General features: G+C 70.5%; 20 protein-coding genes and 1 pseudogene. 12 read left to right on the top strand and 9 right to left on the bottom strand.

Going from position 1 to position 24,091, the window contains the following annotated elements; all coding sequences use genetic code 11:
* The first annotated feature begins 1 nt into the window (after window position 1).
* The 9 genes and pseudogenes from sucD to ACIPM1_RS30250 all read left to right on the top strand — a co-directional run bounded on the left by sucD (window position 2) and on the right by ACIPM1_RS30250 (window position 10,671).
* A complete protein-coding gene (sucD, locus tag ACIPM1_RS30290) occupies window positions 2-880 on the top strand; it encodes a succinate--CoA ligase subunit alpha (RefSeq protein ID WP_402440017.1) in 879 nt (292 codons plus the stop codon).
* A gap of 248 nt (window positions 881-1,128) precedes the next feature.
* Entirely contained in the window at window positions 1,129-2,694 is a 1,566-nt protein-coding gene (locus ACIPM1_RS30285; RefSeq protein ID WP_402440015.1) for an aldehyde dehydrogenase family protein, read from the top strand.
* A 104-nt stretch (window positions 2,695-2,798) separates the two neighbouring features.
* Window positions 2,799-2,940 (top strand): annotated as a pseudogene (locus ACIPM1_RS30280) (short-chain dehydrogenase); the annotation flags it as partial.
* 67 nt (window positions 2,941-3,007) lie between these two features.
* A complete protein-coding gene (locus tag ACIPM1_RS30275) occupies window positions 3,008-3,925 on the top strand; it encodes a DUF2510 domain-containing protein (RefSeq protein ID WP_402440012.1) in 918 nt (305 codons plus the stop codon).
* Between the two features lie 570 nt (window positions 3,926-4,495).
* Complete coding sequence (locus ACIPM1_RS30270) at window positions 4,496-5,239, top strand: acyl-CoA dehydrogenase family protein (RefSeq protein WP_402440009.1); 744 nt, start codon at window positions 4,496-4,498, stop codon at window positions 5,237-5,239.
* Window positions 5,240-5,512: 273 nt separating this feature from the next.
* Complete coding sequence (locus tag ACIPM1_RS30265; protein WP_402440007.1) at window positions 5,513-5,992, top strand: NAD(P)H-dependent oxidoreductase subunit E; 480 nt, start codon at window positions 5,513-5,515, stop codon at window positions 5,990-5,992.
* On the top strand, window positions 5,989-7,605 hold the full coding sequence (locus tag ACIPM1_RS30260) for a formate dehydrogenase beta subunit (RefSeq protein ID WP_402440005.1): 1,617 nt from the start codon (window positions 5,989-5,991) through the stop codon (window positions 7,603-7,605). Before ACIPM1_RS30265 ends, ACIPM1_RS30260 begins: the two co-directional genes overlap by 4 nt.
* The gene (fdhF, locus tag ACIPM1_RS30255; protein WP_402440002.1) at window positions 7,602-10,442 is read left to right on the top strand and encodes a formate dehydrogenase subunit alpha; all 2,841 of its coding nucleotides are present in this window, start codon (window positions 7,602-7,604) and stop codon (window positions 10,440-10,442) included. The genes ACIPM1_RS30260 and fdhF overlap by 4 nt, the downstream gene beginning before the upstream one ends.
* Window position 10,443: 1 nt before the next feature.
* A complete protein-coding gene (locus tag ACIPM1_RS30250) occupies window positions 10,444-10,671 on the top strand; it encodes a formate dehydrogenase subunit delta (RefSeq protein WP_402440000.1) in 228 nt (75 codons plus the stop codon).
* Window positions 10,672-10,775: 104 nt separating this feature from the next.
* Here the strand turns inward: ACIPM1_RS30250 and ACIPM1_RS30245 are convergent, their stop codons facing one another.
* The 3 genes from ACIPM1_RS30245 to ACIPM1_RS30235 form a co-directional block, all read right to left on the bottom strand.
* Window positions 10,776-11,411, bottom strand: coding sequence for a carbonic anhydrase (locus ACIPM1_RS30245; protein ID WP_402439997.1), 636 nt, complete (start codon window positions 11,409-11,411; stop codon window positions 10,776-10,778).
* 137 nt (window positions 11,412-11,548) lie between these two features.
* On the bottom strand, window positions 11,549-13,282 hold the full coding sequence (gene oxc / locus ACIPM1_RS30240) for an oxalyl-CoA decarboxylase (protein WP_402439994.1): 1,734 nt from the start codon (window positions 13,280-13,282) through the stop codon (window positions 11,549-11,551).
* Window positions 13,283-13,493: 211 nt separating this feature from the next.
* On the bottom strand, window positions 13,494-14,492 hold the full coding sequence (locus ACIPM1_RS30235) for a LysR family transcriptional regulator (RefSeq protein ID WP_402439991.1): 999 nt from the start codon (window positions 14,490-14,492) through the stop codon (window positions 13,494-13,496).
* A 324-nt stretch (window positions 14,493-14,816) separates the two neighbouring features.
* Between ACIPM1_RS30235 and ACIPM1_RS30230 the strand changes: the two genes are divergently transcribed.
* Window positions 14,817-15,809, top strand: a complete 993-nt coding sequence (locus ACIPM1_RS30230) for a zinc-binding dehydrogenase (protein WP_402439988.1) — start codon at window positions 14,817-14,819, stop codon at window positions 15,807-15,809.
* A gap of 57 nt (window positions 15,810-15,866) precedes the next feature.
* On the top strand, window positions 15,867-16,835 hold the full coding sequence (locus tag ACIPM1_RS30225; protein ID WP_402439985.1) for an RNA polymerase subunit sigma-70: 969 nt from the start codon (window positions 15,867-15,869) through the stop codon (window positions 16,833-16,835).
* Window positions 16,836-17,186: 351 nt separating this feature from the next.
* On the opposite strand, the gene ACIPM1_RS30220 is transcribed toward ACIPM1_RS30225, so the two are convergent.
* Window positions 17,187-18,950: an Ig-like domain repeat protein gene (locus ACIPM1_RS30220; protein ID WP_402439983.1), complete on the bottom strand. Its 1,764-nt coding sequence runs from the start codon at window positions 18,948-18,950 to the stop codon at window positions 17,187-17,189.
* A gap of 941 nt (window positions 18,951-19,891) precedes the next feature.
* Between ACIPM1_RS30220 and ACIPM1_RS30215 the strand changes: the two genes are divergently transcribed.
* A complete protein-coding gene (locus ACIPM1_RS30215; protein WP_402439980.1) occupies window positions 19,892-20,431 on the top strand; it encodes a 2'-5' RNA ligase family protein in 540 nt (179 codons plus the stop codon).
* A 265-nt stretch (window positions 20,432-20,696) separates the two neighbouring features.
* Here ACIPM1_RS30215 and ACIPM1_RS30210 read toward each other — a convergent pair whose 3' ends face one another.
* From ACIPM1_RS30210 to ACIPM1_RS30190, 5 genes are all read right to left on the bottom strand, one after another.
* A complete protein-coding gene (locus tag ACIPM1_RS30210; RefSeq protein ID WP_402439977.1) occupies window positions 20,697-21,443 on the bottom strand; it encodes a phosphotransferase family protein in 747 nt (248 codons plus the stop codon).
* Window positions 21,444-21,679: 236 nt separating this feature from the next.
* Window positions 21,680-22,726: a S66 peptidase family protein gene (locus ACIPM1_RS30205; protein WP_402439975.1), complete on the bottom strand. Its 1,047-nt coding sequence runs from the start codon at window positions 22,724-22,726 to the stop codon at window positions 21,680-21,682.
* A 179-nt stretch (window positions 22,727-22,905) separates the two neighbouring features.
* Window positions 22,906-23,283 (bottom strand): toxin Doc, encoded by a 378-nt coding sequence (locus ACIPM1_RS30200; protein WP_402439974.1) that lies wholly within the window; start codon window positions 23,281-23,283, stop codon window positions 22,906-22,908.
* Window positions 23,283-23,519, bottom strand: coding sequence for a hypothetical protein (locus ACIPM1_RS30195; RefSeq protein WP_356194882.1), 237 nt, complete (start codon window positions 23,517-23,519; stop codon window positions 23,283-23,285). Before ACIPM1_RS30195 ends, ACIPM1_RS30200 begins: the two co-directional genes overlap by 1 nt.
* Window positions 23,520-23,603: 84 nt before the next feature.
* The gene (locus ACIPM1_RS30190) at window positions 23,604-23,891 is read right to left on the bottom strand and encodes a hypothetical protein (RefSeq protein ID WP_402439970.1); all 288 of its coding nucleotides are present in this window, start codon (window positions 23,889-23,891) and stop codon (window positions 23,604-23,606) included.
* Window positions 23,892-24,091: the final 200 nt, after the last annotated feature.

Here is a 24,091-nt window from a genome sequence, read left to right as displayed (position 1 = left end):
CATGGCCATCTTCCTCACCAAGGAGAGCAAGATCCTCGTCCAGGGCATGACCGGCGCCGAGGGCGTGAAGCACACCCGCCGGATGCTCGCCGCCGGCACTGAGGTCGTCGGCGGCGTCAACCCGCGCAAGGCCGGGCAGAGCGTCGCCTTCGACGACCGCAGCGTGCCGGTCTTCGGCTCCGTCCGCGAGGGCATGGAGGCGACCGGCGCCGACGTCTCCGTCGTCTTCGTGCCGCCCGCCTTCGCCAAGGCCGCGGTGATCGAGGCCGCGGACGCGGGCATCGGCCTGGCGGTCGTCATCACCGAGGGCATCCCCGTCCACGACGCCGTCGCCTTCACCTCGTACGCGAAGGACAAGGGCACCCGGATCATCGGCCCCAACTGTCCGGGGCTGATCAGCCCCGGACAGTCCAACGCGGGCATCATCCCCGCCGACATCACCAAGCCCGGCCGGATCGGCCTGGTCTCCAAGTCCGGCACGCTCACCTACCAACTCATGTACGAGCTGCGGGACATCGGCTTCTCCTCCTGCGTCGGTATCGGCGGCGACCCCGTCATCGGCACCACCCACATCGACTGCCTCCAGGCATTCGAGGACGACCCCGACACCGAACTCGTCGTCCTCATCGGCGAGATCGGCGGCGACGCCGAGGAACGCGCCGCGGCCTACATCCGCGAGCACGTCACCAAGCCCGTCGTCGGCTACGTCGCCGGCTTCACCGCGCCCGAGGGCAGGACCATGGGCCACGCCGGCGCCATCGTCTCCGGATCCTCCGGCACCGCCCAGGCGAAGAAGGCGGCCCTGGAAGCCGTCGGCGTACGGGTGGGAAGCACACCGACCGAAACGGCCCGGCTGGCCCTGCAGGCCATCGGCGGGTGACGTCCCCCCTCGTGTGCCCGGGCGGTGACCGGCGTCCCGCCCGGGCACTACGGCCATTGGTCCCCTGTCCGCCGTGTTCCGCCGCGCGCCACGAAACCACCACGAGACGCGCCCCACCGCGCGATACGTCCCACCGCGCCCCGTCCGTCGGGCGGGTGCGCTCCGTGCGATCCGTACGACCGTGCAACAGCGCGACCTGCACGCCATGCGAACCGCCCCCGACTGTGCACCGAGAGCGGAGCAAAACAATGGCATCGATCCTCGACAACACCACCACTCCCACCCTCACCCTCAAGTCCGGCACCGCCTGGACCGACGCCTGGCGGCGCTGCCTGGCCGTCGCCCCCGAGGCGTTCCGCGAGGACCGTGTCCTCAACCTCTGGAACGCCTCGTGGCAGGCCGACGGCCGGGCACTGCCCGCCACCAGTCCCGTCGACGGCAGCCCCATCGCCGGGCCGCCCCGCCTGGACGGGGACACCGCCGGCGCCGCGGTCCGGGCGTCGCTCGACCAGCACCGCGCCTGGCGCCACGTACCCCTCGGCGAACGGCGGGCCCGTGTCGCCGCCACCCTCGACGCCCTCACCGAGCACCGTGAACTCCTCGCCCTCCTCCTCGTCTGGGAGATAGGCAAGCCGTGGCGGCTCGCCCAGGCGGACGTCGACCGCGCGATCGACGGCGTGCGCTGGTACATCGAGGGCATCGAGCCCATGCTGGACGGACGCGTCCCGCTGGACGGGCCCGTCTCCAACATCGCCAGCTGGAACTACCCGATGTCCGTCCTCGTCCACGCCATGCTGGTGCAGGCACTCGCCGGCAACGCGGTCATCGCCAAGACTCCCACCGACGGCGGCCTCGCCTGCCTTACCCTGGCCTGCGCGCTCGCCGCCCGCGAGGGCATCCCGGTGACCCTGGTCAGCGGCAGCGGGGGAGAGCTCTCCGAGGCGCTGGTGCGGGCGCCCGAGATCGGCTGCGTCTCCTTCGTGGGCGGCCGCGACACCGGCGCCGCCGTCGCCACCGCCGTCGCCGACCTGGGCAAGCGGCACATCCTGGAGCAGGAGGGCCTCAACACCTGGGGCCTGTGGAACTTCTCCGACTGGGACGCGCTCACCGCCGTGATCCCCAAGCTCTTCGACTACGGCAAGCAGCGCTGCACCGCCTACCCGCGCTTCGTCGTCCAGCGCTCCCTCTTCAACGAGTTCCTCGCCGCCTACCTCCCGGCCGTCCGCACTCTGCGCGTCGGTCACCCGCTGGCCGTGGAGCACCCCGAGGACCCGTATCCCGTAATGGACTTCGGCCCGGTCATCAAGGCGGCCAAGGCCAAGGAACTCCACGACCAGGTGGCGGAGGCCGTCGACCGCGGCGCCGTCCCGCTGTACCGCGGCGACGAGTCGGACGCCTTCTTCCTGCCGGGCCAGGACACCTCCGCCTACGTCCAGCCCGTCACCCTCCTGAACCCGCCCCCGTCCTCACCGCTGCACCACGCGGAGCCCTTCGGCCCGGTCGACACCATCGTCCTGGTCGACACGGAGGCGGAACTGCTCGCCGCGATGAACGCCTCCAACGGCGCCCTGGTCGCCACCCTGTCGACCGACGACCGGCAGACGTACGAGAGGCTCGCCCCGCAGATCCGCGCTTTCAAGGTGGGCCACGGCAAACCCCGTTCGCGCGGCGACCGCGAGGAGCTCTTCGGCGGCTTCGGTGCGTCGTGGCGCGGCGCCTTCGTGGGCGGCGAACTCCTCGTCCGGGCCGTCACCGTGGGCCCCGCGGGCGAGCGCCTGCCGGGCAATTTCCCGGAGTATCAGCTGATGCCCTAGCGGTACGGACAGCCGGGACGCCGTCCTGCCGTCGCCCGGTCGACCGGCGCCCTCCGATCGAGGGCGCCGGTTCGCCTCTTCCCCGGGCAAGAGCGAGGTGCGGGATTCCGGCCGGCCGGTTCGCGGAGGCCGAGGAGATCGCCGCGGCGGTCGCGTTCCCAGCCGGCGACGACTCCTTCTTTCGTGAACGCCGTCGACTTCCCTGTGGCCGGCGGGATTTCGGGCGCTTTCGTGACACCGCTGTGAGGCGGGCGGGACGGTCGAACTCGGTGGCCGCGCCGTCAGTGCGTGAGGGTAAGGTTCCGCCGTGGACATGGCGACTCCTGGGTGGTATCCGGACCCGTGGCATGAGGGCGGCGGCCCGGCGGGCTTTCGGTGGTGGGACGGCACGAACTGGACCGAGCAGGTGCAGGTGCCGCAGCCGCCCTCCGGGGGCAAGCGGCGCCGCGGCCTGGTCGTGGGCCTCCTGGCCGGCGCCCTCGTCCTGGTCGCCGGGGGCGTCACAGCGGCGGTGGTGCTGACCGGCGGCGACGGAGGACACAAGGTTCCGTCGGCGGCCCACGGGCCCGCCGCGCCTGACCGGCACACGCCGAGCCCGTCGGCGTCGCACCGCGCCCAGCCGAGCCCTACCGGATCCGCCGGCGAGAATCGCGCCCGTGGCGGGAACCGGCCCCCGGGGCCGCGCCCGGCCGTCACCGGGCACGTCGACGACACGGCCAACGGCCTCCGCGTCCCCGTGCTGCGCGGCTGGCGGGGCACCTCCACCAAGACCGGCGCGGGCCTCGGGTACGGCACCGTGTACCACTGTCCGGCGGTGCCCGCCGACTACTGCCTGCCGGGCGGGGCGTACACGCGGGTCATCGCCCATCCTGGCGACCTGACCCTCGAGGAGCTGGCGCAGGCCGAGATCGGCGAGGTCGCAAGAAGCACGTACGGCACCAACACGAGCGGCCGGAAGGACTACGGCGGCATCACCGGACATCGTCAGACCGCCGCGGGGGCTGTGACGGTCGCGGGCCGGACGGGGTACTTCATCCGCTGGAGGGTCAGCACGGGCAAGGGGCCCGGGGCCGTCGTGGAAGCGGTGGTGTTCCCTTCGCCGCGGGTCCAGGGAGGCTATCTGCTGCTCGGCTTCGGCTTCGACGCCGACAGCAGGGGCCCGTCCGTGACGGACATGCAGTGGATCACTGACGGCATCGAGCGCCTCGACGGCGGCGGCGCCGGCGCCTGACCGTGGCGCTGTCCCCGTCGTGCCGTCACAGGAAAGTCCGCCCCGGCCTGATCGCGACGCTCGCCGCGTCGTGACGCAGTGGCGTGAACGTCGGCCGACGTTTTGCGCCCGCCCGCATCCGAACGGTCAATGAGCATGCGGTTGTGGCGAGTTGGGACCGGCCGACCAGGGGGCGCACCCGCCGGCCGGTCCCGTTCTCGTGCCACGTGTCACCTCTTCGGCAGGCGCACGGTGCTGCCGCGCTCCGAGCCGGGCGTGGCACGCCTGTGTGCACGTCCATGCGGAGAGCCGCGGAACTCGGGGCCGCGCACAGGGGGGCGGATGCGAGTGCCGACGGCGCTCATCGAATGGCCGATTTCATTCTGTCTACAGTATCCGGTTTGGCGCTGACAAGGGTTGTGCCGGCACGTGCGTGGAGGCCGTGCACCGGGCGTTCGTCAGGACGTGGCCGGAAGGCGGCCGGGGTGCGCCGTCGGGAAGTTGCGGAAGAGCATTCGTCGCCGGAGGCATGGATAGCCGGGGCAGGGCGGTATACAGTATGCAATTCTCCGAGACCTTCAAGGAGCCGCCATGTCGTACCGCTCCGCCCTCACCTCCGTCCTGAGCAGCGCCATCGCCTCCTCGGCCCAACAGGCCAGCCTCGGCGCGAGGTTCCCCCGCGCGTCGGTCGCGGCCCTCTCCGAGGCCGGCATCCTCGGACTCACCGTCTGTGCCGACCTCGGCGGCGGGGGCCTCGGGCTCACCGAGGCCGCCGACGTCGTGAACCAGGTGTCGCGCCTGTGTCCGGCGACCGGCGCCGTGCTCCGCTCCCACTACGCCGCCGTCGCCTTCATCGAGGAGTACGGCTCCCCGTGGGTGCGCAGGAACGTGGCCGCAGGACAGCACCTCAGCACCCTCGCCCTGGCGGACGCCGACGAGGGGGGACCGGGCGGTGCGGGCCCCGGGGCCTCGGCGGCCCGGCGTGCCGGGGGCGTGGTGGCACTGCACGCGCGCAAGCGTGACGTCGTCGGGGCGGGCGAGGCCGACAGCTACATCTGGTCCTCGGCCCCGGTCGTCGGCGGCGGTGCGGGGCAGACCCTGTGGCTGGTCCCCGCGGACGCCCCCGGTCTGCATGTGCCGGCCCGCCCCAGCGGCGCCGGGCCGCGCGGCAGCGGGACGGCCACGGTGTGCGCCGACCCGGTGCTGATTCCGGCCGACGCGATGCTCGCCCAGGACGACGGCGGGCCCGACGGAGTCCTGAGCACCGTCCGCGCCTGGCTGGCCGCGCTGCCCGCGGCGGACACCGAGCCGGCCTTGGCCGAAGCCGTGGGCTGACCCGCGCCGCACCGCGGCGCCGGCTGCTCCGATGCGGCGACGGCTGGGAGCCCCAGGGTGAACTCGCTTGCTCCGCACGGTAGGCGCGGGGGCCGAAGGTGCATACAGTATTCGATGAACCAGGCTCACCACAGAACTCAGTACGTGAATCAGGGGCGTTATGCACCGCACGAGCAGGGCGGCGGGATCGCCGGGCTCGTCGATCACCACCCCGTGGAGCCGACCGAGCAAGGGCAGGGATGCACATGCGTGCAACGGTGAGGGGGAGGATTCATGACGACGAGCGTCAGTGACGTGACGACAGAGGCCGCCATCAGTGCGATCGTCGCGACCCATCGCGGCGAGCGCGGCCCGCTGCTGGAGATCCTGCACGCGGTCCAGGCCGAACTCGGCCACATACCGAAGGAGGCCGTCCCGCTGCTCGCCCGGGAGCTCAACCTGTCCCGGGCCGATGTGCACGGCGTGATCACCTTCTACCACGACTTCCGCGACGCGCCCGCCGGACGCACCACGGTGCGCATCTGCCGGGCGGAGGCCTGTCAGGCCCTCGGTGCGGCGGACCTGGTGGACTGCGCCCAGCAGGCGGGCTCCCCGATCGGCGGGGCCCGTGCGGACGGCTCGGTCACCGTGGAGCAGGTCTTCTGTCTCGGCAACTGTGCCCTGGGCCCGTCCGTCGAGGTGGACGGCAAGGTCCTCGGGCGCATGACCGCCGAGCGCCTGCGCTCGGTGCTCGACCAGGCGGTGACCTCATGACGCCGGACAGGAGCCAGGACGCGACCCGGGACGAGGCCCCGAACCCGGCCCAGGACCCGAACCCCTTGGTGCGGGTGTACGTCCCGCGCGACTCGTCGGCGCGGTCCGTCGGCGCGGACGCGGTGGCCGAGGCGGTCCAAAGGGCCGCCACCGCCCAGGGCAGGCGGACCGAGATCGTGCGCAACGGCTCACGCGGAATGTTCTGGCTGGAACCACTGGTCGAGGTGGTCACGCCCGAGGGACGCGTCGGCTACGGCCCGGTGGCCCCCGAGGACGTGCCGGACCTCGTCGGCACGGGCCTCCTGGACGGAGCCGAACACCCGCTGCGGCTCGGCGTGGTGGACCGACTGCCCTGGCTGGCCCGCCAGAACCGGGTCACCTTCGCCAGGGTCGGCATCGTCGATCCGCTCTCCCCGGAGGACTACGAACGCCATGGCGGAATGACCGGTCTGCGCAGGGCACTTGCGCTGCCGTCCGCCGACGTCGTGGCCGCGGTGACGCAGTCCGGGCTACGGGGGCGCGGCGGGGCCGGCTTCCCCGCCGGCATCAAGTGGAAGACGGTGCTCGACTGCGCCGACGAGCTGAAGTTCGTCTGCTGCAACGCCGACGAGGGCGACAGCGGCACCTTCGCGGACCGCATGGTCATGGAGGGCGACCCGTTCATGCTCATCGAGGGCATGACCATCGCCGCCCACGCGGTCGGGGCGAGCGAGGGCTATCTCTACATCCGCTCGGAATACCCCGACGCGGTGGCCACGATGCGCGCCGCCATCGGCATCGCTCGCGAGCAGGGCTGGCTGGGCGAGCGCATCCTCGGCTCGGGCCTCGACTTCGACCTGCACGTACGGGTCGGCGCCGGCGCGTACATCTGCGGCGAGGAGACCTCCATGCTGGAGAGCCTGGAGGGCAGGCGCGGCCAAGTGCGCGCCAAGCCGCCGATCCCCGCGATCCAGGGCCTGTTCGGCAAGCCGACCGTGGTCAACAACGTCCTGACCCTCGCCACGGTCCCGGTGATCCTGGCGAACGGTGCGAAGGCGTACCAGGAGCTGGGGGTCCAGCGCTCGCGCGGCACCCAGGTCTTCCAGCTCGGCGGCAACGTGGCGCGCGGAGGCATCGTGGAGACCGCGTTCGGGGTCACGCTGCGCGAGCTGGTCGAGGACTTCGGCGGCGGCACGCTCTCCGGACGTCCCGTGCGGACGGTGCAGGTGGGCGGGCCGCTCGGAGCCTATCTGCCGGTCTCGACGTTCGATCTGCCCATGGAGTACGAGGCGTTCGCCGCGGCCGGTGCCATGCTGGGGCACGGGGGAGTCGTGGTCTTCGACGACTCGGTCGACATGGCCGCGCAGGCCCGCTTCGCGATGGAGTTCTGCGCCGCCGAGTCCTGCGGCAAGTGCACACCGTGCCGCGTGGGTTCGGTGCGCGGCGTCGAGGTGATCGACAAGATCGTCGCCGGTGAGGACCGCGACGGCAACCTCGCGCTGCTCGAGGACCTGTGCGAGCTGATGACCGACGGATCGCTGTGCGCCATGGGCGGGTTGACCCCGATGCCGGTGCGCAGCGCCCTCACACACTTCTCCGACGACTTCCTTGCGAGGAAGGAGGGAACGGCGTGACACTGCTCAAGGAACCCGACTTCGGCACCCCGGAGCGACCGGGCGAGGCGACCGTCTCGGTCGAGGTGGACGGACTGTCCGTCACGGTGCCGGAGGGCACCTCGGTGATGCGGGCGGCGGCTCTCGCCGGCATCGACGTCCCCAAGCTCTGCGCCACGGACAGCCTGGAGCCGTTCGGCTCCTGCCGGCTCTGCCTGGTGGAGATCGACGGGCGGCGCGGCACTCCCGCGTCCTGCACCACCCCGTGCGGCGAGGGGATGGTCGTCCGCACCCAGACGCCCAAACTGGAGAAGCTGCGCCAGGGCGTCATGGAGCTGTACATCTCCGACCATCCGCTGGACTGCCTGACGTGCTCGGCCAACGGGGACTGCGAACTGCAGGACGTGGCGGGCGCGGTGGGCCTGCGCCAGGTGCGCTACGGCTACGAGGGGGAGAACCACCTCGACGCCGAACCCGACACCAGCAACCCCTACTTCGACTTCAGCCCGTCCAAGTGCATCGCCTGCTCGCGCTGCGTACGCGCCTGCGGCGAGATCCAGGGCACCTTCGCGCTGACCATCGAGGGCCGCGGGTTCGACTCCAAGGTCGCCGCGAGCGCCGGCGAGTCCTTCCTGGACTCCGAGTGCGTCTCGTGCGGTGCCTGTGTGCAGGCCTGCCCGACGGCGACCCTGCAGGAGAAGTCGGTCGTCGAGCTCGGCATGCCGTCCCGTTCGGTGATCACGACCTGTGCGTACTGCGGGGTCGGCTGCTCCTTCAAGGCCGAACTGCGCGGCGATGAACTGGTCCGGATGGTGCCCTACAAGGATGGCGGGGCGAACGAGGGCCACTCCTGCGTCAAGGGCCGCTTCGCCTTCGGCTACGCCACCCACCCCGACCGCAAGCTCAAGCCGATGGTCCGCGAGAGGATCACGGACCCGTGGCGCGAGGTCGAGTGGGAGGAGGCCATCGAGACGGTCGCCACCAGGATGCGTGCCATCCAGGACGCCTACGGCCCGGCCTCGATCGGTGCCATCAGCTCCTCACGGTGCACCAACGAAGAGGTCTACGTCCTGCAGAAGATGGTGCGCGCGGCCTTCGGCAACAACAACGTCGACACCTGCGCCCGGGTCTGCCACTCGCCCACCGGATACGGGCTGAAGCAGACCTTCGGCGAGTCCGCAGGCACCCAGGACTTCCGTTCGGTGGCCGAGGCCGACGTCATCATGGTGATCGGCGCCAACCCCACCGACGCGCACCCGGTCTTCGCCTCGCGGATGAAGCGAAGGCTGCGCGAGGGCGCCGAGTTGATCGTCGTCGACCCGCGCCGTATCGACCTGGTGCGCTCCCCGCACGTCGAGGCCGCGCACCACCTCCAGCTCAAGCCGAGCACCAACGTCGCCGTCATCAACTCGATCGCCCATGTCGTCGTCACCGAGGGCCTGGTGGACCGCGGGTTCGTCGCGGATCGGTGCGAAGGGTTCGAGGAGTGGGCCGAGTTCGTCGCCCGGCCCGAGAACAGCCCCGAGGCGACCGAGCCGGTCACCGGTGTTCCGGCGGACGAACTCCGCGCGGCCGCACGGCTGTACGCGGCGGCGCCCAACGCCGCCATCTACTACGGCCTCGGTGTCACCGAGCACAGTCAGGGCTCCACCATGGTCATGGGAATGGCCAACCTCGCGATGGCGTGCGGCAACATCGGGCGCGAGGGCGTCGGCGTCAACCCGCTGCGCGGCCAGAACAACGTGCAGGGCTCCTGCGACATGGGTTCCTTCCCGCACGAGTTCACGGCCTACCGGCATGTCTCCGACGACGCGGTGCGCACCGTGTTCGAGGAGCTGTGGGGCCGCGAGCTGCTGGCAGAGCCGGGCCTGCGCATCCCCAACATGTTCGACGCGGCGATCGAGGGTTCGTTCAGGGGCCTGTTCGTGCACGGCGAGGACATCGCCCAGTCCGATCCGAACCTCCAGCACGTCAGCGCCGCGCTCGCGGCCATGGACCTGGTCGTGGTGCAGGACCTGTTCCTGAACGAGACGGCGAAGTTCGCGCACGTCTTCCTGCCCGGAGCCTCGTTCCTGGAGAAGGACGGCACGTTCACCAACGCCGAGCGCCGGGTCAACCGGGTCCGTTCGGTGATGAAGCCGAAGTCGGGCAAGCACGAGTGGCAGATCGTCTGCGAGATCGCCACCGCCATGGGCTATCCGATGTCCTACGACGACCCGGGTCGGATCCTGAACGAGATCGCCCAGGTGACGCCGACGTTCCAGGGCGTCTCCTTCGAGCTCCTCGACAAGCTCGGCAGCGTCCAGTGGCCGTGCAACGACGCGGCGCCGCAAGGCACTCCGACCATGCACGTGGACGAGTTCACCCGGGGCAAGGGCAGGTTCGTCGTCACCGCGTACGTCCCCACGGACGAGCGCACCACCGCGCGCTTCCCGTTGGTGCTGACCACGGGCCGCATCCTCAGCCAGTACAACGTGGGCGCGCAGACCCGCCGTACCGGCAATGTGGCCTGGCACGCGGAGGACGTCCTCGAACTGCATCCGCTGGACGCCGAGAACCGCGGCATCACCGACGGCGACCTGGTGACGCTGGCCAGCAGGGTGGGCAGTACGACCCTGAGGGCGAAGGTGTCCGACCGGATGCCGCCGGGCGTCGTGTACACCACGTTCCACCACCCGGTGACGGGCGCGAACGTGGTCACGACGGAGAGCTCCGACTGGGCGACCAACTGCCCGGAGTACAAGGTGACCGCCGTCCAGGTCGGGCTCGCGCACCCGCTCGAGCGACACGCCTCGGAAGCGGTCCCCGACCCCGTCTCCAAGAATCCCGGTGCCGGCCGCCTCGCGGGGGTGGAGTGAGATGACCGCCCTCGTGCCGTCCGAGCAGCGGATGGCGAACCAGATCGCCGTGAACTTCGCCCATGTGCCCGCCGATCAGGCCGCCGAGATGCTGGCGGGTCACATCGAGCGGTTCTGGGACCCGCGGATGCGGGCCCGGCTGCTGGAGTTGGTGGACGCCGAGGCGGACGACCTGCACCCGGTGGTGGTCATGGGCGCGGGAGTGCTGCGGAAGTCCCGGGAGACATAGCTGTCCACCGGCCCCGACAGGAGCCGGGAGCACGACCGCGCCCCGGCCCCCTTGGTGAGGGGGCCGGGGCGCGGTCGTGTGGTGCCGTGGGGACGTCCGGGCGGTCAGGCGGCCTTGGCGCCGTCCTCCCGGCCGTCCAGGCCGCGGGTGGTGACCAGCCGGACCTGTCCGTCGTCGAGGTGGTAGGAGAGGCCGACGACCGCGGTGCCGCCCTTCGCCAGGGCGGGTGAGCGGTCGAGCAGCAGGTCCACGGTGTGCCGTACGTGCTCGTCCACGATGTCGGGCTCCTCGCTGAGCCCCGCCGCCCGTGCGGCGAGCACGCTGGACGTCACACGTTCGACGACGTCGCGCACATAGCCGGACGGGGTCAGGCCGTCGTCGAGGACGCCGTGTGCGGCCCGGATGGCGCCGCAGGCGTCGTGTCCGAGCACCACCACGAGGGGGCAGCCGAGTTGGACGACGCCGTACTCGATGCTTCCGAGCACCTCGGGCCCCATGACGTGGCCGGCGGTGCGCACGACGAACAGGTCTCCAAGGCCCCGGTCGAAGATGATCTCCGCGGCCAGGCGTGAGTCGGAGCAGCCGAAGAGCACGGCGAAGGGATGCTGGGCGGGCGCCAGCGAGGCACGGTGCGCGGCGTTCTGGTTGGGGTGCTGCGGGGCTCCGTCGACGAAGCGCCGGTTGCCGGTCAGGAGGATGTCCAGGGCCTCGGCCGCCGTGGGCGTACTGGTCTGGGTCATGGGTCACCAATCTCCAACAGGGTGGGGGAGTGCGGTGCACGTGCAGGGTCTCGGTGTAACACGGAGCGGAATGGCGTCGGGGACGCCGCGCGGCCGGTGCGCGGCGTCCCCGACGCCGGTGAGAGGAGGCCGGCGCGTCAGCGCTTGGCCGTGAGCCCCTTGGGGTTGAGGTGCGAGATGTTTCCGCTCTCCGTGCCGTCCGCGGGGTCGATCACACAGTCGATGAGTGCCGGCACGCCCGCCGCCAGGGCCTCGCGCAGCGCGGCGGCGACCTCGTCGGGGGTGGTGGCCTGGTAGCCCTTGCCGCCGAACGCCTCGATCATGAGGTCGTGGCGGGCCTTCAGGTACGTGGGCGCCGGGTCGCCGTTGGGGGAGGCCTCGTCACCACGGTAGACACCGCTGTTGTTGAGGACGACGGTGACGACGGGCAGGTTGTAGCGGCAGATCACCTCGATCTCCATGCCGCTGAACCCGAAGGCGCTGTCGCCCTCGATGGCGACGACCGGCTCGCCGGTCTCCACGGCGGTGGCGATCGCGTATCCCATGCCGATGCCCATCACGCCCCAGGTGCCGCTGTCCAGGCGGTGGCGCGGCACCTTCATGCCGATCGTGTTGCGCGTCAGGTCAAGGGCGTTGGCGCCCTCGTTGACCACGTAGGCGCGCGGGTTCTCCTCCAGGACGTCGCGGACGGCCTGCAGGGCGCCCAGGAACTTCATCGGGTGCGCCGTCTTCGCGGCCTCCAGGCGCTTGGCCATCTTGGCCACGTTCTGCTCCGACTTGGCGGAGAGTTCCTCCCGCCACCGCGTCGGCGCGCTGATCCGGCCCGGCTTGCTGCGCTCGACCAGCGCGTCCATCACGGAACCGATGTCACCGACGAGCGGGGCCGCGATGGGCTGGTTGCTGTCCATCTCGTTGGCCGCGATGTCGACCTGGACGAACCTGGCGTTCGGGTTCCACTGGGGCGCGTCGCCGTGCCCGAGCAGCCAGTTGAGGCGCGCGCCGACGAGCATGACGACGTCCGCCCGCTTCAGTGCGAGGGAGCGCGAGGTGGCCGCCGACTGCGGGTGGTCGTCGGGCAGCAGGCCCTTGGCCATCGACATCGGTACGTAGGGGATGCCCGTGGACTCGACGAACTCGCGGATCGATTCGTCCGCGCGCGCGTACGCGGCGCCCTTGCCGAGCACGACCAGCGGCCGCTCGGCACCCGCGAGCAGGTCGATGGCCCGGTCCACGGCCGCCGGTTCGGGCAGCTGACGCGGCGCCGGGTCGACGAGCTCCCACAGGGAGGCGGCACCCTTCTCCGCGTCGATGATCTCACCGAGCACGGCCGCCGGGATGTCCAGGTAGACGCCGCCGGGCCGGCCGGAGATCGCCGTACGGATGGCGCGGGCGATACCGCGCCCGATGTCCTCGGCACGGGACACGCGGAAGGCGGCCTTGGCGAACTGCTTGGCGGCCGACAGCTGGTCCATCTCCTCGTAGTCGCCCCGCTGGAGGTCGACGATGTGGCGCTCGCTGGAGCCGGAGATCTGCACCATCGGGAAACAGTTGGTGGTGGCGTTGGCGAGTCCTACGAGACCGTTGAGGAAGCCCGGCGCCGACACCGTCAGGCATATGCCGGGCCGCTGGGTGAGGAAGCCGGCCGCGGCCGCCGCGTGAGCGGCGTCGCTCTCGTGCCGGAAGCCGATGTAGCGGATTCCCGACGCCTGGGCGAGCCGCGCCAGGTCGGTGATCGGGATGCCCACGACACCGTAGATGTTCTCGACTCCGTTGAGCTTCAGCGCGTCGACGACCAGATGGATACCGTCGGTCAGGGCGGCCGGTTCTTCGGCGCCCTCCGCCCCGGTGTCCTGCGTGACAACGTCCGTCATGGTCCGGATCCTTCCTAGCGCGTCGCCAAGTTCGTGCTGCGGGTGCTCTTCACCATCGGCGCGGAAGGGCCGATGAGTCCAAGATCTTTCGCCAACCAGCCGATTCACGGCGTTTATCGATACGGGGGTGGAAGCCCCCTTCGCTTCCGGCACCGGTGAGAGCGGCGTCGGGAGAGCGCTTCCCGCCACTCCCGCGCGGCCGACCCCCACATCAGCGCGCCCCGCGGACGAGCACGGCCGGCTCCGGGAGCGCCCGCGGCTTTGGCAGTTCCGCGTGTTCCTGCACTGCGGCTCGTTCCGGCAGTTCGGGTGGGAAGACCTCGTCAAGGGAGAGCCCGGCCACCACGTTCAGGAAGGCCCGCGCGGCGACCGAACCCGGCGTCGCCGCGTGGATCGCCACCGAGATCTGTGCGTCGGCGTCCGGCTCGACCAGCCGCACGGCCCTGGTGCCGGGGGCCAGGGGCATCGAGGTCAGCCAGGTGTGCGGCACGATGCTCGCCCAGGTTCCGGTTGCCACGTGCGCGCAGAGGGAGGCGACCGAGTCCGTCTCGACCTGCGGGGCCGCCACCGCACCGCAGTCGGCGAAGGCGTCGTCGATGAACTGGCGGAACCTCATGTCGGGCGTCAGCAGCGCCAGGGGGAGCCGTGCCGCCTCGGCCCAGGTGATGGTGGGCTGCGCGGACACCAGGTGTTCGCCGGACACCAGCAGTACGTACTTCTCCTCGTACAGCGGCAGCAGCTCCAGGGACTCACGGTCGTCGGGCCCGAAGTGGGCGATCGCGGCGTCCAGTTCGAAGTCCCGCAGCTGCCGGACCAGTTCGGCGGAGGACAGCCTGGAGCAGACCTTCACCCGGGCGAGGGGGTGCATCGCACAGAACGCGGCCACCGGGAGCCCGGCCGTCGTCGAGACGGTAGGGCCCGTCCCGAGCCTGAGCGTCCCCGTGATGCCGGACTGCATCACGGCGACCTCGGCCTTGAGCGCGTCGTGTTCGGCGAGGATGCGCTTGGCCCACATGACGAGCCGTTCGCCCTCGGGCGTCAGGCCCTCGAAATTGCGGCCGCGGTGGATCAACGTGACCTTGAGTTCCCGCTCCAGCTTGGCGATGGCGGTCGACAGCGCCGGCTGCGAGACGCAGCACGCGTCCGCCGCCCGGGCGAAGTGCTTTTCCCTGGCCACCGCCACGAAGTACTCGAGCTGCCGGAACAACATGAGCGGCCCCTCCTCACGAGTATTGTATGCAGTATCCCTTGTTCAATGAGGGGGCGCCAGACTCTCGCCACGACGGACTCGGTCAGGAGGCGAACTGGCGGCGCACGGTGGCGGCGCGGACGAGCCGTCGGAAGATGTCGCCTAGGGCGCGCCGTCCGGGACCCGCCGGCTCAAGAGGACCGGGTTTCACCCCGGGCGACCGTGAAGGTGGTGCCGGTCGATTCCTTTTCGTGGTGGCCGGGATCTACATGGTGGGAGGCGCGGCCCGCACGACGGGCTGGTCGATCTCTCTCATGTACGCCGAGAAAGAAGGCCTGATCGCCGATGAGCATTCCCGCGACCATGCGCGCGCTGCAGCAGACGTCCCTCGACGGTCCGCAGGCCATGCGCCTGATCACCGACGCCCCGGTGCCGAGCCCCGGCCGGGGCGAGGTCCTGATCCGCGTCACCGCCGCCGGGGTCAACTTCGCCGACATCTCGAAGGCCCACGGCGCGTTCCTGGACGGCCCGCGGCCACCGTACAGGGCGGGTTTCGAGGGCGCCGGTGAGGTTGTCGCCGTGGGCGAGGGGGTGACCGGCCCGCGGCCGGGGGCCCGTGTCGTCGGCGTCGGGACCGGCGCTTTCGCCGAATACATGGTCCTGCCCGCGGCTGCGGCGGTGCCGGTGCCTTCGGGCTGGACCGAGCAGCAGGCCCTGGGGCTGGTCGTGAACTGGCCCACCGCGCTGGCCGCGCTCAAGCCCCTGGGCGGCGTCGCTGCCGGGCACGTCGTGCTGATCCACGCCGCGGCGGGCGCGACCGGCCAGGCTGCGGTGCGCATGGCCAAGCACTACGGTGCGACGGTCATCGCCACGGCCTCCCCTGCCAAGCACAGGACCGTGCTGGCACTGGGAGCCGACCACGTCCTGGACTCCCGCGGCGGAGACCTCGTCGCCGAGGTGACGGAGCTGACCTGCGGTTCCGGCGTCGATGTGGTTCTGGAGTCGGCCGGCGGCGCCACCTTCGCCGCCAGCCTGGCCGCGGCCAAGCGGGTCACCGGCCGTGTCGTCGTCTACGGCGTGGCGGGCGGCGAAGCCCCTGTCACCAACTGGGAGCTGGTGTACAAGCACCAGGTCCACATCATCGGCCTGAATATCGGCGTGCTGATCCAGGCGGCACCGCAGATCTTCGGCGAGCTGATGGGCGAGCTGGCCGCGCTGATCACTGCCGGCGTGCTCGCCCCGGGCCTGCCCACTGTGTACGAACTGGCCGACGGTGCGAAAGCGCTGACGGCACTGGAAGCCAGGGCCACTGTCGGCAAAATGGCCCTGCTGCCCTGAGAAGACCCGGGTCGCTGGCACCGCACACTGGAAATTCCACGGCCGGAGTTGACGTAGATGCAAGACCGGTTCACTGCCGAGACGGAGCGGTTCCGACGGGAGTTGTTGGCGCACTGCTACCGCATGATCGGCTCGGCTCACGAGGCCGAGGACTTGGTGCAGGAAACCTATCTGCGGGCGTGGCGGTCCTACTCCGGATTCGAGGGCCGGGCGTCGATCCGGTCCTGGCTCTACAAGATTGCCACCAACGTCTGCCTGAAGGCGTTACAGCCTCGCCCGATCCGGGTGCTGCCCTCGGGTCTGGCAGGCCCGTACGACGGACCTGATCGGCCGCCCAGGTCCGTTGCGCCGGGAGAGGTCTCGTGGCTGGAACCGCTGCCCGACGCATGGATCGCCCCGCCCGCAGCTGATCCGGCTGCGGTGGCGGTCGAACGCGAGTCGCTGCGGCTGGCGCTCATCGCCTGCCTGCAGCACTTGCCCGCTCGCCAACGCGCGATCCTCATCCTGCGCGAGGTGCTGGCGTTCTCGACGGCCGAGACCGCGGAGATCCTCGGCACCACCACGGCTGCGGTCAAGAGCGGTCTGCAGCGTGCCCGTGCCCGGCTGGACGAACTGGAGGCGGAGCCCGAGAGTCTGCTTGCCCCGACCGACCATCGGGCACGCGCGCTTCTCGACGCCTACATCGCAGCCTTCGAACGCTCGGACGCCGGCCTGCTGGAACAGGTGCTACGCACGGATGCCAGGCTGGAGGCGACGCCGTTCCGCGATTGGCAGGCGGGCCGGGCGATGTGCATCCACATGCTCGACGCGTACGTGCTGGGCACACCGGGCGACTGGCGGATGATCGCCACCGCGGCCAATGGCCAACCCGCCGCTGTCGTCTACCACAGGGAGGCGGACGGCGCGCTCCGAGCCGACGGTGTGGTGGTGCTGGCCCCCACCGCCGCCGGCGTCTCCCACGTGATCAAGTTCCACGATCCCGCACTGGCCGCGACGTTCGGCTTCCCGGATGTGTTGGCGCGCTGACCCTCCAACGGGGTACCGCCCCATCAGAGCCTGGACCACCAATTGGTGAGGGTGCGCCGGGCCCGGACGGCGGAGCACCGCAGGGTGCCCCAAGGCGTGCGGCGCCCGGTCGGGGCCGGGCGGTCTGTGGTGCAGCCCGGTCACGAACAGTGCCGCCGCGGCCGCCGCGGCGGCACTGGCGAACACCGGGTGACCGGGCCCACTGTGGTCGCGCGGCGGGTTCGTCGTCGGACGGCGCACCGCGGTTGCCGCGCGCACCAGCCGGCCGCCGGAGCCTGGCCCGGGCTCTGTCGGCCGGGTGCTGTCGCCTCTACTCAACTCCGCCGTGGGCTGGTCGGCCCGAGCCTGGGTTCACTTGGTGACGTCGACGATCACATAGTCCGCTGACGCCTCGTGCAGCGCGTCTCCGGCGTAGGAGACCGTGTAGAGGGTGCTGCCCTTGGCGGACGGTACGTCGTCCACCGTGAAGGAGCCGTCGGACCCGACGGTGACGGCGGGCAGGTCGACGAGGCCCTTCTTCGTCACCCTGCTCACGTCGACGGTGGTGCCGGCCGGCAGCGCGGCCCCCGGCGTGGTCAGGGAGCCGTGGATCTCCACACCCGAGGTGGTCGCCGCGGTGGGCGCGTCGAGGGCCAGGTCGGTGGGCGCCTTGGCCACGTCCACGGCGAGCGTGGCGTCCTTGGCGGGGTTGTGCGCGGAGTCGCCGGCGAAGGAGACGGTGTAGGTGGCCTGCCCGGTGACGGTCGGAGTGTCCTCCAGGGTGAACGTGCCGTCCGAGCCGACGGTGGCCGGGGGCACCGCGTGGTCGCCGTCGGAGTCGTGCCGTACCGCGGTCACCTGTACGGGCGTGCTGGGCGCGGGTCCGTTCATCTGCAGTCGGCCGGAGATCTGCACGGCCTGGCCGGCGTAAGGGGTTCCGGGCTGCGCGGTCAGCGGGGTGTCGAAGGAGGAGTGGTAGCGCGCGTCGGGGTTGCTGATGACGTGCAGCCAGTACGCGTCCCCGGCGGCGTCGGTGGTCATGGCGAACAGGCGGGAGCCGTCGGCGCTGAAGGCCGTTCCGCGGTCGGCCACACGGTCGCCGCCGTTCTGAGCGTCGGTGAAGACGTACTCGCGAGGCGTGTCGCCCCGGGCGGGGTCGGCGCGCTGGACCAGGAGGTCGGCCGCGGTGCCGTCAGCCGCGCCGCCGCGCGCGAGGAGGGAGCCGTCCGGGCTGAACGCGACCGCCCTCGAGCTGGTGCCGTCGGGCAGCGGCCCGTATCCGGGCGTCACTTCGCTCAGGTCGGTGGTGGACAGCGTCTTGGTGCCCGACACCCCGGCCGCTACCAGGGCGAGGGCGCCGTCAGGGCTCACCGCCACGTCCCGCGGCACCGTCGTCGGGTCGTCCGGTCCGGCGAACCCGTGCACGGCCGACCGGCTGAGGGTCGGCTTGGTCGCGTCCCACACGCCGACGGCCAGCTTGGTCCCGGAGCTGGGGAAGGCGTACGCCTCGACGATCTTGTCGCCGGCGGGGGAGACGGCGATCTTCGGGTCGACTTCGCTCGAGATGCTCTCGGTGTAGCTGCCGCCCGTCAGAGCACCGCTGTAGAGCGCCTGAGGTTCGGTGGCGCAGTCCGTCGCGGCGGACTGGCTGGTCATCCGGGTGAACCTGAGCGTGCTGCCGGTCGCCACGATGTCACCGGCGCACTTCCCCTTGAAGAAGTCGCTGCGCACCCATCCACCGCCGATGTAGGCGAAGGTGTCGGGGTTGAAGATCAGGATGTAGTCGGCCACGCCGACGTAGAGGATGCTGCCGTCCGCGGAGAGCATCATCGCACCCGGGTTGATGAGGGCTTCGGTCTTGACGGTCCGCAGCAGGTTGCCGTCGAAGTCGTACACCAGCAGTGCGTGCACGGTCGCGTTGAGCGAGCCCGTGGTCACATAGACCCGTTGGCGGGCCTGGTCGACCAGCATGCGCGAGTAGGTGCTGGACGGAAGTCTGACGGCGATGTCGGACGGCTCGCCCGGCTCGGCCGCGTGCGCGGTCGGTGCGCCGGTGGCGAGCGTGGCAGTGAGGACTGCCAGCGCGGCGAGCAGGCTGCGGACCCGCCGGCAGCGGGCATGACGGTACTCAGACAAGTGAACCCCCCGAGAGCCCTGTTCGAGCCGTGATCGCCGCCGCCGGGGCGGCGATCGGACTGTAACAGAACGTCAGTTCCCGTGCGGCGAAATAGTTTTCCCGACCACCTCACCCGATTCCGGCGGCACGCTGTGTGTGCCGGACGCTTCGCGGGTGGTCGCCGCCCTGCTCGCGTGCGGTCTCGGCGTCCCTCGGGCTGGTCCCGAGGCGGACTGACGACCAGGATTCCCTCGCCTGCGCCGGCCGGGGGCGGCCGCCGGCCGTCCTGCTCACGGCCGGCCGGCGCCATGACTGACTCCATGTCCGTGGCCAGGCCGACCGGATCCGGTACGGCCTGATGGATCAACGCAGTCGCTCGTAGGAGAGCGCCGTACGCTCCAGTGGGCTCAGACCTTCCTGGAAGCCGAACTGGGCCCCGCTGAACAGGCGCCTCCAAGGCTCGTGGATCTGCTCGGCCTGGGGCCCGAACAGAACGCGGGCGAAGTCCGCGGATGTCCCCTTGTAGTTAGGGAAGTTGAGAAGCAGTCACGGACTGAAGCTAGCGGAACAGATCCCTCCCCACATCATGATGCTCACCACGATTGGGGGCGGAAGCGGGGTGGAAGGTGCCCACCCTCACCGCGGTAACCCGCTAACCGCCAATGCTCTGGCACCTCGAAGCTACTTCCCGGTACCGGCGGAGCCACCGAGACCTCCAGCCTCTTCGGCCGCCCGTGAGCGAGATGGCTCACACCTGCAGCTCTTTCCGCGGTCGGGTCGGGTCTCGGCGTTGGTGGCGCGTTGACTCCGGCGAATCAAAGGGGTGCTCGTCTCTAGGCGAACAGGGACGGCCACCGTCATTACCGGGTTGCCACGTCCGTCGAGGGACGTCAGGCCGCTCCTGATCACGGACACATGATGAGTGCTGCCGTCTGCCAACGAGATGGCAGCATGCCGTGTCATGGCAGACGACAGCACCATCAGATTTCAGGCGGGGCAGACGGGGCTCATCGTCAGGATCCCTGCCGCAGAGCCGGCCGTCCGCGCATGGCGTGAACGGTTCGATCCGTCAGCCCGAGCAGGAGTACCCGCACATATCACGGTGCTCTTCCCGTTTCTCGACGAGAGCCGAATAGATGCCCGTGTCTGCTCGGCCCTCGCTGACGTGCTCGGCAGGTATCGCGCTTTTGACTTGCGGTTTGAGCGCTGCGGGCGGTTTCCGGGGCTGCTGTATCTCGTTCCTGAACCAGGGACGCGGTTGCAGCGGCTCACTGAGGTGATCGCTGACCGTTGGCCCGAAGCCCCTCCCTACGGGGGCCAGTTCGCCGAGATCGTGCCTCATCTGACCGTCGCCGACCATCAGGACGATGCAGTCCTGGATGAGATCGAGGCCGACCTCCTCAGCAAACTCCCCTTCCAGTGCCGGGTCTCGTCAGTTGACCTCATCGTGTACGACGGCGCCGAATGGCAGGAGCGGGCGTCGTTCGCACTCCTTGAATGAACGGGCCGTAGGCCTGGCCGGCCCGCTACTCGGCTGTTCGAGCAGGCGGCGGAAGGACCAGTCCTGTCCGTAGGCCTCCTCGCCAGTCACCCACGCGCCGGGCAGGCCCGCGTCGAGACAGTGCCGGACCAGGCCCTCGGCCAGCCTGCCCTTGCTCGACGTCTGCGCACCGCACTCTGGTGAGAGTATGGGGAGGCGATCGGCCAAGGGATGGCCTTCTCGATGCGTCAGAACGCATTCGCAGCGGTACCGGGCCCGCGCAGCCTCACATGCGGGATCTCAGTACGTCGACCTCGCAGCCGGGCGCGAACGGGTCGAAACCGTGCTCGACCAGCCAGCGAACCGCCAGCAGGCTCCGCAACGACCACCACGCGTGGATCACGTCGAGGTCGATGTCAGTGCCGTAGCCGGCGATGACGTCGTCGAGGTGCTCCTCATGTCCGAGCGTGAAGGTGGCGAGGTCGTACAAGGCATCACCCTGGCCCGCCTCGGACCAGTCGATGATCCCCGTGACCTCGTCGCCGTCGACGAAGACATGCTCGAGATGCAGGTCGCCGTGAGTGAACGCCGGAGTCCACGGCCGCAGCGCTGCCTCGGCGACCTGGCGGTTGCGGGTGACGAGGTCCGCGGGCAGCACGCCGTTCGTCACAAGCCGGTCGCATTCGTCGTCGAGTTCCGCCACCAGCGCGTTGATGCTCCGGCCGGCCCGGCCGGGCCGGGGCGGCAGCGGCGCGTCGTGCAGCGTACGGATGGCGGCGCCCGCCGCGGCCCATGCCGTCGGCGACGCGGTCGACGGCCCGCCGAGGCGGCCGAGCGTCGTCCCTGGGATTGCGGCGAGCGCGAGCACGGGCGGCTTGCGCCACAGGACCTCCGGCGTCGGGACTGGCGCGAGGGCCATCGCCTCGACCTCGACGTCGATGCGCGCCTGATCGGGGTCCACCTTCAGAAACACATCGCCGACGCGCAGGATCGCGCGCTCGGAATGGGCGAAGACGACGTTGACCTCATCCATGGGCGACCAGTATCCCGGGGGTGATCGCCGACGTCGCCGGGTTTCTCAGGGGCGACTATGCGGCTGACCGTGTCCCGCCGACCTCGCGGCTTCGTGCACGTCACCGACCTCTCACCAGCTCTGAGGCTCTGCCGGCCCACGGAATCACTCGCGCGTCTCATCGGGTGCAGCGGTTAAAGCGCAGCGTCAGTGCCTGTTCCTGATCCTTGCCAGTGGGGCGGTGGCGTCCGGAGCTGTCAGTAGTTCACGGTGATCCGCCGTGCCGGGCCGTCCACTGTGACCAAGCCGCCGTACGGAATGACCAGTTGGGGATCGGTGTGCCCGAAGTCGACGTCGAAGACCGCCATGGTCTGCGGGGTGTATGCCGCCAACGCGCGCAGCATCGCCTCGCGCTGCTCCGCGGCGTAACGCCGCCTGGCCTCGATACTGTTCGGCTGCTGGAAGGACCATGCCTTGGCGCGTCCCATCAGCAGAGCGGGGAAGCGGGCCAGGAGGCCCCGCTCGCCCATGCTGCGCAGGATCCGGAAGACTTCCTCCCCGTTCGGCATCTCCTCGGAGGTTTCCAGGAAGAGCACGTCGCCCTCGTACGCGGTGGTGTCGCGTTCGATCTCGCGGTCGGCCATCAGCAGCCAGGAGAGGACCTCGAGGTTGCCACCCCAGGCTCGGCCCTCGACGACGCGCTCGGGCTGGTGCCAGATCCAGCCGTCGGCGGGCTGTGAGTCCGGTTCTGTGGCGAAGGTGGCCGGGTCGGCCCAGTCGCGGTCGGTGTCGCGGTAGCGCTCGGTGGCGCGGAGCTCGTACGGGCCCGCGGTGAACAGGGCCGTGCGCACGGAGTCGGCGGTCAGGGGGTGGAGCGCGTGCGGGCGGCCGAGCTCGGTCATCAGGGAGGCGCCGTGATAGCCGACGATGCCCAGGTTGCGCAGGAAGAGCAGCAGGTTGGTGTTGTCGCTGGTGCCGAAGAAGGGCTTGGGGTTGGCGCGGATCAACTCGCGGTCCAGTAAGGGAAGCACGGTGATCTGGTCGTCGCCGCCGATGCTGGCCATCACCGCCTTGATCGTCGGGTCGGCGAACGCGGCGTGGATGTCGTCGGCGCGCTCCTTGGAGGTGGCGCCCGTCTTGCGGGTGGTGGGGTATTCCACCGGCTCCAGGTCGAACTCTTCACGTAGCCGCTTGAGACCCAGCTCGTACGGGCGTGGGAAGAGGCCCGGGAGACCGGAGGAGGGTGAGATGACCGCTATGCGGTCGCCGGGCACGAGCTTGGGCGGATACGCGGGTGGTCTCATGCGGAGGAAGAATAGAGACCTGACTTCTTGTTGATCACCTCATTTCCGGCGGGGTCTTCCACCCCTAGATCAGGCCGCCCGTGAGACGGAAGCGGCCGGCACGGCCGACGGTTCCGGCTGCGGGCCAGGCGCCTGGGCGGCAGAGTGATCGCGGCCCCGCTTCGCTGGGGACTGAGGCGCTATACCCTCCACGCGCGCAGCTGCTCGGCGACGTCCTGGATCCGGATGCCGGTGTCCCGGATCTTGCGGACGAGGTCGGACAGGGCTCCGTAGGGCGGGTCGATACCCTCACCGGACTGGTCCATGTACTGAGCGGCGATGAAGGCGGCGTACAGGCTGTTGCGGTACGGGAGAGGCTCCAGGCGCACGATGGTGTGCATGAGGGCCGCCGCGCGCCAGGCGGCATCGGGGTCTGCGGCCGCGAGGGTGGGCAGCCGGGTCCTGTGCCGGGCGACGGCGGCGACCAGCGCGGAGTAGTCGGCGACGGAGAGGTCGTCGTGACCGAGCGCGGTCTCCTGGACGTCGAGCAGCCAGGAAACGTCCACGTAGAGGTGCATCAGGCGGCGACTTCGTTGCCGCGGGGGCCGGGCGGTACCTCGTCGGGGAAGGTGGCGTCGAACTCCTCCCGAAGCCGGTCCGCCCATCCGGCGGCGCCGGCGACGAACTGCTTGCGTTGCATTTCGCGGACCCCGAGGTCGTGCAGGTACTGCTTCAGGCTCTTGCCCTCAGCCGCGGCAGCCGCCCGCACGCCCTCGAGTTCCTCGTCGGTGAAGGACACATTCAGCGATGGCATATCCCTATGGTACCTAGTAGGTACCTAGTAGGTACCTGCAGGTGGAAGCGGTCCCCTCGCCGCATGCGAAACAGCGCATCGACGTCAGGGCCCGGCACCCGCCTCAGCGGCGGCCTTCTCCCGACGGTCGTCCCTGACGACGGCGAATGTGCCGAAGGAGCACACCAGGGCCAGCAGCACGCCACCGGCGGTGTACAGGGGCTTGTCCTGGCCGACGCTCGTGGCAGCCAGCGCGACGCCCATGCCGGTGAGCACCATGCCCTCGATGAGGTGCAGAAGGTGCCGGCGGCGGTGCAAGTCGCGGTTCGCCCTCTGTAAGGGAATCCAGGTCGTCACGATCTGGATGCGCACCAGCGGCAACCCCTTGGGCACCAGTTCCTTCGACCTCTACATACGCGGCAAGGTGAAGGAGAACGACCGCACGATCCACTTCGATTACGACGGGTCAACTTCAAGAAGATCAACACGACGGCCACCAGCGGCCTGATGCTCAAGCTCGAGGGGACCGGCCCCCAGGACTGGCCCTCACGCGCCACCCCCAAGATCGGCGGCGATCTGCCGGTGACACGGAC

This window comes from Streptomyces sp. NPDC086766 (assembly GCF_044746005.1).
GTDB lineage: Bacteria > Actinomycetota > Actinomycetes > Streptomycetales > Streptomycetaceae > Streptomyces.
Note: the sequence above shows the minus strand (reverse complement) of the source record. Positions and strands in the feature narration are given on the sequence as shown.

What these genes read in the sequence shown, in the direction of transcription:
- sucD (WP_402440017.1), top strand. Translation starts at nt 2, where the DNA reads ATGGCCATCTTCCTCACCAAGGAGAGCAAGATCCTCGTCCAGGGCATG.
- ACIPM1_RS30285 (WP_402440015.1), top strand. Translation starts at nt 1,129, where the DNA reads ATGGCATCGATCCTCGACAACACCACCACTCCCACCCTCACCCTCAAG.
- ACIPM1_RS30275 (WP_402440012.1), top strand. Translation starts at nt 3,008, where the DNA reads ATGGCGACTCCTGGGTGGTATCCGGACCCGTGGCATGAGGGCGGCGGC.
- ACIPM1_RS30270 (WP_402440009.1), top strand. Translation starts at nt 4,496, where the DNA reads ATGTCGTACCGCTCCGCCCTCACCTCCGTCCTGAGCAGCGCCATCGCC.
- ACIPM1_RS30265 (WP_402440007.1), top strand. Translation starts at nt 5,513, where the DNA reads ATGACGACGAGCGTCAGTGACGTGACGACAGAGGCCGCCATCAGTGCG.
- ACIPM1_RS30260 (WP_402440005.1), top strand. Translation starts at nt 5,989, where the DNA reads ATGACGCCGGACAGGAGCCAGGACGCGACCCGGGACGAGGCCCCGAAC.
- ACIPM1_RS30250 (WP_402440000.1), top strand. Translation starts at nt 10,444, where the DNA reads ATGACCGCCCTCGTGCCGTCCGAGCAGCGGATGGCGAACCAGATCGCC.
- ACIPM1_RS30245 (WP_402439997.1), bottom strand. Translation starts at nt 11,411, where the DNA reads ATGACCCAGACCAGTACGCCCACGGCGGCCGAGGCCCTGGACATCCTC.
- oxc (WP_402439994.1), bottom strand. Translation starts at nt 13,282, where the DNA reads ATGACGGACGTTGTCACGCAGGACACCGGGGCGGAGGGCGCCGAAGAA.
- ACIPM1_RS30235 (WP_402439991.1), bottom strand. Translation starts at nt 14,492, where the DNA reads ATGTTGTTCCGGCAGCTCGAGTACTTCGTGGCGGTGGCCAGGGAAAAG.
- ACIPM1_RS30230 (WP_402439988.1), top strand. Translation starts at nt 14,817, where the DNA reads ATGAGCATTCCCGCGACCATGCGCGCGCTGCAGCAGACGTCCCTCGAC.
- ACIPM1_RS30225 (WP_402439985.1), top strand. Translation starts at nt 15,867, where the DNA reads ATGCAAGACCGGTTCACTGCCGAGACGGAGCGGTTCCGACGGGAGTTG.
- ACIPM1_RS30215 (WP_402439980.1), top strand. Translation starts at nt 19,892, where the DNA reads ATGGCAGACGACAGCACCATCAGATTTCAGGCGGGGCAGACGGGGCTC.
- ACIPM1_RS30210 (WP_402439977.1), bottom strand. Translation starts at nt 21,443, where the DNA reads ATGGATGAGGTCAACGTCGTCTTCGCCCATTCCGAGCGCGCGATCCTG.
- ACIPM1_RS30205 (WP_402439975.1), bottom strand. Translation starts at nt 22,726, where the DNA reads ATGAGACCACCCGCGTATCCGCCCAAGCTCGTGCCCGGCGACCGCATA.
- ACIPM1_RS30200 (WP_402439974.1), bottom strand. Translation starts at nt 23,283, where the DNA reads ATGCACCTCTACGTGGACGTTTCCTGGCTGCTCGACGTCCAGGAGACC.
- ACIPM1_RS30195 (WP_356194882.1), bottom strand. Translation starts at nt 23,519, where the DNA reads ATGCCATCGCTGAATGTGTCCTTCACCGACGAGGAACTCGAGGGCGTG.